This is a genomic window from Rhodococcus sp. 7Tela_A2 (assembly GCF_049311045.1).
In the GTDB taxonomy this organism is placed as follows: domain Bacteria; phylum Actinomycetota; class Actinomycetes; order Mycobacteriales; family Mycobacteriaceae; genus Rhodococcus.
On sequence record NZ_JAXION010000142.1, the window covers coordinates 1 to 9,582 of the forward strand.

The 9,582-nt window shown below is 67.0% G+C and carries 8 protein-coding genes; 4 read left to right on the top strand and 4 right to left on the bottom strand.

Going from position 1 to position 9,582, the window contains the following annotated elements; genetic code table 11:
- Both TVH25_RS19110 and TVH25_RS19115 read right to left on the bottom strand, forming a co-directional pair.
- The coding region (locus TVH25_RS19110) for a 1-phosphofructokinase family hexose kinase (RefSeq protein WP_422425219.1) at positions 1-824 on the bottom strand (824 nt) is incomplete at its 3' end.
- Complete coding sequence (locus TVH25_RS19115) at positions 821-1,588, bottom strand: DeoR/GlpR family DNA-binding transcription regulator (protein WP_296551205.1); 768 nt, start codon at positions 1,586-1,588, stop codon at positions 821-823. The genes TVH25_RS19110 and TVH25_RS19115, both read right to left, overlap by 4 nt.
- Before the next feature lie 112 nt (positions 1,589-1,700).
- Here TVH25_RS19115 and ptsP point away from each other — a divergent pair, with 112 nt between their 5' ends.
- On the top strand, positions 1,701-3,368 hold the full coding sequence (gene ptsP, locus TVH25_RS19120; RefSeq protein WP_296551203.1) for a phosphoenolpyruvate--protein phosphotransferase: 1,668 nt from the start codon (positions 1,701-1,703) through the stop codon (positions 3,366-3,368).
- Positions 3,369-3,773: 405 nt separating this feature from the next.
- On the opposite strand, the gene TVH25_RS19125 is transcribed toward ptsP, so the two are convergent.
- Together TVH25_RS19125 and TVH25_RS19130 are read right to left on the bottom strand one after the other, a co-directional pair.
- A complete protein-coding gene (locus TVH25_RS19125) occupies positions 3,774-4,430 on the bottom strand; it encodes a YoaK family protein (RefSeq protein WP_422425220.1) in 657 nt (218 codons plus the stop codon).
- 288 nt (positions 4,431-4,718) lie between these two features.
- Complete coding sequence (locus TVH25_RS19130; RefSeq protein ID WP_296551199.1) at positions 4,719-5,027, bottom strand: hypothetical protein; 309 nt, start codon at positions 5,025-5,027, stop codon at positions 4,719-4,721.
- Between the two features lie 714 nt (positions 5,028-5,741).
- Here TVH25_RS19130 and TVH25_RS19135 point away from each other — a divergent pair.
- From TVH25_RS19135 to TVH25_RS19145, 3 genes are all read left to right on the top strand, one after another.
- Positions 5,742-6,800 carry a DUF2776 family protein gene (locus tag TVH25_RS19135; RefSeq protein ID WP_296551196.1) on the top strand — a complete coding sequence of 353 codons (1,059 nt, stop codon included), beginning with the start codon at positions 5,742-5,744 and terminating at the stop codon, positions 6,798-6,800.
- Positions 6,801-6,948: 148 nt separating this feature from the next.
- Entirely contained in the window at positions 6,949-8,256 is a 1,308-nt protein-coding gene (locus TVH25_RS19140; protein WP_422425221.1) for a uracil-xanthine permease family protein, read from the top strand.
- Positions 8,257-8,360: 104 nt separating this feature from the next.
- Positions 8,361-9,503 carry an acyl-CoA dehydrogenase family protein gene (locus TVH25_RS19145; RefSeq protein WP_378528725.1) on the top strand — a complete coding sequence of 381 codons (1,143 nt, stop codon included), beginning with the start codon at positions 8,361-8,363 and terminating at the stop codon, positions 9,501-9,503.
- Positions 9,504-9,582 lie beyond the last annotated feature (79 nt).

Below are 9,582 nucleotides of genomic sequence, written 5' to 3' on the forward strand. Positions count from 1 at the left end.
GGCGGGGCGCCGTGGGGCCGTCCGGGGCCGGGGCCCCGGGCCCCCCGGGGGGGGGGCCCGGGCGCGGGGGCCGTCGAGGCGTGCCACGCACCGTCGGAGGTGACGAGGACTGCGCCTGCCGCCCCGAGCGTCGCGAGAACTGCTCCGACGCCCCGCTCGACCAGAACCCGGCCGGCGTCGACGACCGGGCCGACATCACCGGCTGCGGCGCGCGCCTCCAACGTGGCCGCGTCGGCGCCGGTGAGCTGGGCGAGTTCGTCGGAGTTGGGCTTGATCAGATCCGGCGCGGCTGCGGGAAACTGTTCCGCGAGCGCGAGCAGCGGGGCTTCCGAGGTGTCTACCGCGATGCGGCATCCCAGGCTTCGCAGTGCCGTGACCAGGTCGGCGTACCAGCTGTCGGGGATGCCGGGTGGCAGCGAACCGCACAGGACCGTCCAGGACGCGTCGCGCGCGGAGTCGAGCAGAGCCGTGTGGAGTTCGCCGAGGGTGCGGCCCGTGCACGTGTTTCCCGGTTCGTTGATCTTGGTGGTGGTGCCGTCCGGTTCGGCGATCGTGATGTTGTTGCGGGCCGGCCCGGAGGTGGCGACAGCCCGGTACGGCACCGCGCGCTCGTCGAGAGCGGCCAGCAGCGGATCACCGGGATCGGCGGGAAGGACAGCGACCACGTCGCGTCCGGCGCGGCGCAGGACGCGGGCGACGTTGATGCCCTTCCCGCCCGGGTCGACCGTCGTTCCGGTGGTGCGGAGAACCGCACCGCGCACGAGCGCGCCGTTGAGTCCGACGGTGCGATCCAGGCTGGGATTGGCGGTCAATGTGACGATCACGCGATCACCACCTCGATTCCGTGTTCGGCGAGTTGCTTCAGGTCCGTTTCGTCGATGTCGCTGTCGGTGACGAGAACGTCGACGGCGGCAAGAGGTGCGAATCGCAGAAGAGTCCTCCGTCCGATCTTTGATGAATCAGCCACCACCACAACGCGTTCCGCGCAGCGGACGATGGCGCGCTTGACGGCGGCTTCGTCGGCGTCGGGCGTGCTGAGGCCGTGTTCGACGGTGAGCGCGTTGGTTCCGACGAACGCCACGTCGACATGCAGGATCTCGAGGAACTGCACGGCGTCCGGTCCCACTGCGGCTTGCGTGACGCCCCGCACGCGTCCGCCGATCAGGTGGAGTTGCACGGAGGGGAGTGCTGCGAGGCGGGCGGCGATGGGTACGGAATTGGTCGCGATGGTGAGTTCGGTGTCGGTGGGCAGGGCCGAGACCATCCTGCCGGTCGTGGTGCCGGCGTCGAAGACGACGCTTCCGCCGGAGGACGGGAGGAATGCGGCCGCTGCGGCGGCGATCCGGTTCTTCTGGTCGGCCCGCGAGTGTTCCCGGTCCGCCAGTGCGGGTTCGGTGACAGTCAGGGCCGCGAAGGGAACTGCGCCGCCGTGGACCCGGCGCACGTGGCCGAGTCGTTCGAGCAGTGCGAGGTCCCGTCGCACGGTTTCGGTGGTGACGCCGTACCGATCGGCGAGCGCGGCCACGGACATGCGTCCTCTGTGACCGATCAGGTCCGCTATCGCCTGTTGGCGTTCCTCCGCGTACACCCACACTCCTTCGAGGTTTTCTGTTGCTTTATGTTGTTTTACGCCCGTCTGTGTTGACATGTCAAGGGTTCGGAGTAATCTCGATCACATTGATCCCTGCGAGGAGGTATCCATGGGCAACACCGCACGCGTCCTGTCCGGAACGCCGGTTGTTCCGGGCATCGGCTTCGGCCCGGTCATCCGTCCTGCTCCGCGGCCGATCGTGTCACCGGATCCCGTGTCGATTCCGGACACGGCCCGGGAAGCGGAGGTGGGCCGGTTCGAAAGTGCGGTCGCCGATGTCGCGGAACGTCTCCGTGTCCGTTCGTCCCGGGCGTCCGGCGCCGCGTCCGAGGTGCTCGCCGCGACCGCCATGCTCGCCGAGGACCGCGCGTGGAAGGGTGCTGCCGCCACCCGCATCCGTTCCGGGTCCGATGCCGTCTCCGCTGCCACCGCGGCCACCGAACAGTTCGCTGCCGTGTTCGAGAAGATGGGCGGTCTTCAGGCGGAACGTGTCACCGACCTGTTCGACGTGCGCGACCGTGTGATTTCCGAACTGCAGGGCCTACCCGAGCCCGGCCTCGAAACCCCGGACGTGCCCTCGGTGCTGTTCGCCGACGACCTGGCCCCGGCCGATACCGCAGGCCTCGATCCCGCACTCGTGGTCGCCATCGCGACCACTCTCGGAGGCCCGACCAGCCACACCGCGATCATCGCGCGCCAACTCGGCATCCCGTGTGTCGTTGCGGCTACCGGCCTCGACGACATCCCGCCCGGGACGCCGGTCCTCGTAGACGGTGCCACCGGGCGGATCGTGATCGAACCGAATCGGGACGAGGCCGACGAGGCGGTGAGCCGCGACCGCGCCGAGCGCGAGCGCACCGCTGCATGGACCGGACCGGGCGCCACCGCCGACGGTCACCCCGTCGAAATCCTCGCCAACGTGCAGGACGGGGCAGGCGCACGAGCCGCACGCGAGACTCCCGCGCAGGGTATCGGCCTGTTCCGCACGGAATTGTGTTTCCTCGACCGGGAAACCGAGCCCACGGTGACCGAACAGGCCGACATCTACGCGGAGGTGTTCGACGCGTATGCCGGACGCAAGGTCGTCGTCCGCACCCTCGACGCCGGCTCCGACAAACCGTTGCGCTTCGCGAACCACCCCGAGGAGTCGAACCCGGCTCTCGGTGTTCGCGGCATCAGGATCACGTCGGCCGCACCGGGCATTCTCGAACGCCAGCTCGACGCCGTCGCCGACGCCGCCATCCGGACCGGTGCGTCCCCATGGGTGATGGCTCCGATGATCGCGACGATCGACGAAGCCGCGGAGTTCGCAGCACTGGTCCGGGAACGCAACCTCTCCCCGGGTGTCATGGTCGAAATCCCTTCTGCCGCTCTACTTGCCGACCGGCTGCTCGAACACGTCGACTTTCTCTCGATCGGCACCAACGACCTGGCCCAGTACACGATGGCGGCGGACCGGATGTCCCCGCAGCTCGCCGCGCTCACGACACCCTGGCAACCGGCAGTCCTGATGCTCGTGGCGCACACGGCCCGAGCCGGAACGGCCGTCGGCAAACCGGTGGGTGTATGCGGCGAGGCGGGGGCAGACCCGCTCCTCGCGTGCGTCCTGGCCGGTATGGGCGTGACGTCGCTGTCGTGCGCGGCGTCCGCGGTCGCACCCGTGGGGGCGCGGTTGTCGATGGTGACGATGGACCGCTGCCGTGAGGCCGCCGAGGCGGTACTCGGTGCCGTCGACGCAGCAGAGGCACGGTCGGTGGCGAACCGCATCCTCGAGTGACGGGTTCGGCCGTCGACGAGAACGTGCGAGGGACTCGGGCGAGGCGCATGCACCGTCGGGGCTGCGGCAGCGTGGGTTTACTTCGGACTTCATTGCTGGACAAGCAATGTCGAAGTCCAGGTCGCGCTCCCTGAGTGTCGACGGCGGCTTCGGCTCCGTGTCTCCGCCGAAGCGAGCGCACCGAGCTTCGTACGCCGAAACCATTGTTGTAGAAAGAATGCAAACTCGTCCCGGATAGGACGTTCGTCCCGTTCGTCGAGCCCGGGAGCTACCGTCGATCCCGGAAAAGGTCTCGAGTCCCGTACACGACGACGGACCCGACGTGCGTCTGATCCCCGAAGTCTCGAGGACGTTGTAGGGGTTCGTCGACGGGCCCGATGGTGCGGCGGGGGCTCTCGCGCGGATCTACGCTTCGGTGATCTCGGCTCGGGAGGGTAGGACGCAGGCAACCGCAGCCAGGCCGACCGCGACCCAGAGTGCTGCCGGCCCGAGCCGGTGGAAGGTGAAGCCGCCGAGGGTCGCGCCGACGGCGAAGGCGAACCAGTAGCCGATGTCAGCGAGCCAACTCCACGGATGCGTGGTGCGGATGCCGGCTACCAGCTGGTGCGCGGCCTTGACGAGTGTGCCGGTCACGTAGGTCAGGCCGACGTGCACGTCGGAGTTCGTTGCCAGTGCCGAGTTGGTCAGCCCACCGACGACCGCGAGCAGCAAGGTTCCCGACCACGTCGATGTCGTGTTCGCCAAGATCGCACCGGCCAGGGTCATGAGCGTGACCGAGGCCATCAGCACCCGGTGGGCGGCTGACCCGACCCACCGCACGATCGCGGCGCCGGCCAGGCATCCAGAGAAAAACAGGCAGATCAGCAGGGCGGACAGGCCCGCAAGGGACCAGTGGCCGGTCGCGGTCGACGAGCCGAGGATGGTGGTATTGCCGGACATGAACGCCACGAAGTTGCCCTGCAACACTACGAAGGCGACCGCGTCCACGAAACCACCCAGGCCCAGGAGCCAGACGCCGAGCGGAACGTCCGATGAGCGCAGATGAGCGATTGTCTTGATCACGCGCCCAAATCCTTCGGTCGAGTCGCCATGCTTCCGCATGCCCGACAACATCGCGCAGGCTGGGGGAGCACTGGGCGAGTTGCGCTCATCGGGCCCTGGCCGGTACAGGACCAGTCATGCGCAGTCGATGCGGAACCGGCCGGGTCCGGTGTCGTGTGTGGTGAGCCGATCGTCGAAGGGGGATCGGACATTCGTATCGAAGGTCACCGCGAAGCAGAATCCTGCGGCAGCGCAGTGGAATTCGACCGCGCAGGCGAAGCGCGCGGTTGGGTACAGGGACCGGTCCGCCTACTGGTCGCGGAAGCAGGCGATGTGGAAGGGCCGGGCAGCAGGCTTACCGGTCGCATCGTAGGTGTGGACCCGCATACGGTTCGGATCATCGTCCAGTGACACCGTGATGAGGCCGGGTTCGACGGGCTCGGTCAGTGCGCTGCCGATGGTCCCTGCGAAGTTGGTCTTGGCCTCCCCCTGTAGTGGGATTTTCCAGGTCAGGATGTATTCGTTCTCCCCGACCAACTCACAATCTGCTATCAGGTAGCCGCGTGCGATGGTGCCGTCTGCAGCGATCACGCAGGCGAGGCGGTTCTCGAAAGTCATCGGTCCTCCGTCGGTTTCGGTTGGGCGGTGCGTCCGGATATGTTTGCGGATCAGCGTTGACGAGAAGCCGAGCTACGTACGGTGCTTACGCCGGTAGGCTGGGGACGCGTGGGCGCTGCGGGTCGTACATCAGTGGATGTCGCCAACGGGCGTAATACGCCGAATGTCAACGGCAGCCGACTTGTCCGCGGATTCCGGATGGTCCGTCACCGTGAACCGGGTGACGGGGTCACACTCTTTCCAACCCGGTCTTGTTCCAATCCCGGTCCGGGCAACGATACTCGGGTCGAATGCTCTTCGGGAAGTAATCGTAGGTGCGCAGGTGTATCGACGAGTTTCCTGATGGTGCGTTCGGCGCGCCGGAGGGTGCGCGCGTCTCACCACGCCCGACCCGCCCCGGTCAGGTGCGCCACCCGGTCCCTGTGCTCGTGTCCGTGGCATCCGGATCGCCGCGTAAGCACAGACGAACCGGCCCAGTACGCGATGGCCGCCGACCGGATGTCGCCGCAGCCGGGCCGCGTTCACCGATCCTCGACGGCCGGCTGTCCTCGGGCTCGTGGCCCGCGCCGCACGTGCAGGCGCGGAAGTGGGGACGTCGCTTGCGATACGACTGAATCCGACGGAGTGGTCTGTCGTGGCGTGCTGTACTGATCCCAGCCGAGTGATCCCACGCCCTGCACTGCCTCGAAGGGAGTAGTTCGTGTGAATTATTGGGTGAGCGTCATTTTCAGGGCGATCCCGCTCGCCATGATGGCGGTGTGCGTCGGCTACGGCATCGATATCTGGACCACCACGGCCGACGCGTCGCATGCGGTGGCCGGCCCGATCGTCACCTTCCTTGCTTCGATCTGCCTGTGCCTGTACTGCACTGCGGCAACCATTATCCGCCAGCTGATCGGCCGGTTCACACCAGCAGACCGGGTTCTCTTTCCGGTACTCGGTTACGGGGTGGCGGTCGGAACCGCGGCGTTCGGCTTCTCACTCTTCCTCGGAGCATCGAGTGCGGGGGAGAGCCCGGACTATGTGGCGGGTCACGTGGTGTTCGGACTCGGACTGATCAGTGGGTGTGTCGCGACCGTTGCGACCGCGTCGACGAAGTTCTCGCTCATCCCGCAGAATTCACGGCTGCCGAAGCCGGAGGGGGACAGAGAGCCTCCGAATTCGGCCTTCTCCAAGACCACTGCGCTGGTGCTGTGCCTGATTCCCGTGTTCCTTGCAATCGTGGCCTGGGCCTTCGCGATCACCAACCTGGTACTCGGCACGACGCCGGCGCGTTTCACCGTGGGGCACGTCATGGCAGGACTGGCCCTGATCTGTACGGCGTTGATCGGGCTGGTCGTGAGCATCGTGCGGCAGATCCAGGACACCTACCGCCCTCGGGCCCGGGTCATGTGGCCCTGGCTCGTGATCGCGGCGGGGACGATCGCTTTCATCTGGGGCATCGTTCTGCTCGCGTGGAACGGGCCGGACTACTACCGGACGCCGGGTTTCGTGATGGTGGGGCTAGGGCTCGTCTGCTTCAGCATTCTCAGCAAGGTCGGCCTGCTCGCCCTCGTCTGGCGCCGAACGTTCGACCTCGCCAACAGGGTGCCGCTGGTGCCGGTCGTGACGGCGCTGACGTGTCTCTTCCTGGCCGCATTCGTCTTTCAGGCAGCCGTCGACGACGAGAGTGTGTTCGTCGCCGCCCGGGTGCTGGTGGGACTCGGAGCGGTCTGCTTCTCGCTCTATTCCATCGTCAGCATCTTGGAGAGTGGCACCTCATCCGGGGATTGATTCGCACTGCGTCGCCACCTTCGACGACCTCGGGTGGGGCGGACCGGGCGGCAGGGAGCGCTGAGCCTTAACATTGCGTTTCGTGAACGTACAAGAGGGCGGGACCGAGCGAGAGAACGGGACCGAGCGAGAGAGCGGGTCCGAGCGAGTGGACGGGTCCGAGCGAGACCGCGAGAGCGGCACCGAGCGCCGACGCTTCGGCGGTCTGGGTTGGTCGCTGCACGGCGACGGACGCCATATCGACAAGGGTGCGGTCGTCGCACCGCACGAGCGGCTGTCGTGGCCGCGAACCATCGGCATCGGGATGCAGCACGTGATCGCGATGTTCGGAGCGACGCTGCTCGTCCCCACCATCACCGGCTTCCCGGTCACCACGACGCTGCTCTTCTCCGGTATCGGCACCGCGTTGTTCCTGATACTCACCCGTGGGAGGGTGCCCAGCTACCTCGGTTCGTCGTTCGCGTTCATCGCGCCGCTCACCGCATCCGCCGGTTCGGGTCCCGCCGCTCAACTCGGCGGCATCCTGGTCGCCGGCGTCGTGCTCGCATTGATCGGCCTTCTCGTCAAAGCGCTCGGCGCCCATGTCATCGATGCCGTCATGCCGCCGGTGGTCACCGGCGCGGTGGTGGCACTCATCGGCCTCAATCTCGCCCCCACAGCGGCAGGTTCGTTCGAAGCGCAGCCGCTGGTCGCCTTCGTGACACTGGTCGTGATCCTCCTCGTCACCGTGGTAGGACCGGGCATGCTCGGGCGACTGGGCATCCTCGTCGGCGTCGTCGTCGGGTGGATCTTCGCCGCGTTGACCGGATCGCTCGCATCCGAGCGCGTCGACGCCATGCGCGAGGCTGCGTGGTTCGGGCTGCCCGAGTTGCGGGGGCCGACGTTCGAACTCTCCGTGATCCTGCTGACGCTTCCCGTGGTCATCGTCCTGGTCGCCGAGAACGTCGGGCACGTCAAGGCGGTAGCCGCCATGACGGGTAAGAACCTCGACGACGTGGCGGGCAATGCGCTGCTGGCCGACGGACTCGCCACCACCCTCGCCGGCGCCGGCGGCGGATCCGGAACCACGACGTATGCCGAGAACATCGGTGTCATGGCTGCCACTCGTGTCTACTCGACCGCGGCCTACTGGGTCGCGGCGGTGACCGCCGTGGTCCTGGCTTTCTCGCCGAAGTTCGGCGCACTCGTCTTCACCGTGCCAGACGGCGTGCTCGGCGGCGCAACACTCGTCCTGTACGGCCTGATCGGCCTTCTGGGCGTGCGGATCTGGATGGACGCCAAGGTCGACTTCACCGACCCGGTGAATCTCACCGTCGTCGCGGCGGCGCTGGTCGCGGGCATCGGTGACCTCACTCTGTCCGTCGGTTCGGTGGAGCTCGGGGGCATCGCCTGGGGCTCGATCGGCATCCTCATCGCGTACCCGATCCTTCGGCGATTGAGTGACCTTCGTCGCTGAGGGTGCGTGCGCGGTCACAAAACTCGCTCGCTCCTGTCAGCGTCACCACACATTTCCGTGCATACGGTTGGGGGTGTCGAAAGCCGTCACACACAGGAGCGCAGATGCAACGCACCCTTTTCGAGCCCGAGCACGAACTCTTCCGGGAGTCGTACCGGAAGTTCCTCGAACAGGAGGTGGCCCCCTTCCACGAGCAGTGGGAGAAGGACAAGATCGTCGACCGTGAGGTGTGGAAGAAGGCCGGCGAGCAGGGCTTCCTCGGCATGGCCGTGCCGGAGGAATTCGGCGGCGGCGGGGTGGACGACTTCCGCTACAACACCGTCCTCACCGAGGAGACCACGCGAGGCGGCTTCAGCGGCGTCGGCTTCATGCTGCACAACGACGTGGTGGCGCCGTACCTCCTCGCGCTCACCAACGAAGAGCAGAAGAAGCGCTGGCTGCCGGGCTTCTGTTCCGGCGAGATCATCACCGCGATCGCGATGACCGAGCCGGGCACCGGCAGTGACCTGCAAGGCATCAAGACCCGCGCGGTACGCGACGGCGACGACTGGGTGCTCAACGGCTCGAAGACCTTCATCACGAACGGCATCAACGCCGACCTGGTGATCGTCGTGGCCTGCACCGACCCCGACAAGGGCGCGCAGGGGTTCTCGCTGCTCGTCGTCGAGCGAGGTATGCCCGGCTTCGAGCGGGGACGCAACCTCGACAAGATCGGCCTCGATGCCCAGGACACCGCGGAACTGCACTTCACCGACGTGCGGGTGCCGGCGGCCAACCTCCTCGGCGAAGAGGGACTGGGCTTCATCTACCTGATGCAGAACCTTCCCCAGGAACGTCTGTCGATCGCAGTCGTCGCTGCTGCGGCGATGGAGAAGGTCCTCGAGGACACGATCCAGTACTGCCGCGACCGCAAGGCCTTCGGCAAGCCGATCGGCAAGTTCCAGAACACCCGCTTCGAACTCGCCGAACTGGCGACGGAAACGAAGCTCGCGCGTGTCTTCGTCGACAAGTGCATCGAGGAACTCAATGCCGGCACGCTCACCGTGCAGGAAGCCGCGATGGCGAAGTACTGGACCACCGACAAGCAGGTCGAGCTCATCGACCGCTGCCTGCAGTTGCACGGTGGATACGGCTACATGCGTGAGTACCCCGTGGCACGCGCCTACCTCGACGCGCGCGTGCAGAAGATCTATGGCGGAACGAACGAGATCATGAAGGAAGTCATCGGGCGCGGACTCGAGATCTGACCTTCGTACCGGCTCGGCCGGTGACCGGATCGGACGCGGGCCGGGGGGCCCCCCCAGATTGCGGCGGCCCCCCCCCGCC

Excerpts from the sequence above, each read along its gene's own strand:
- ptsP (WP_296551203.1), top strand. The coding sequence starts at position 1,701 with ATGGGCAACACCGCACGCGTCCTGTCCGGAACGCCGGTTGTTCCGGGC.
- TVH25_RS19130 (WP_296551199.1), bottom strand. The coding sequence starts at position 5,027 with ATGACTTTCGAGAACCGCCTCGCCTGCGTGATCGCTGCAGACGGCACC.
- TVH25_RS19145 (WP_378528725.1), top strand. The coding sequence starts at position 8,361 with ATGCAACGCACCCTTTTCGAGCCCGAGCACGAACTCTTCCGGGAGTCG.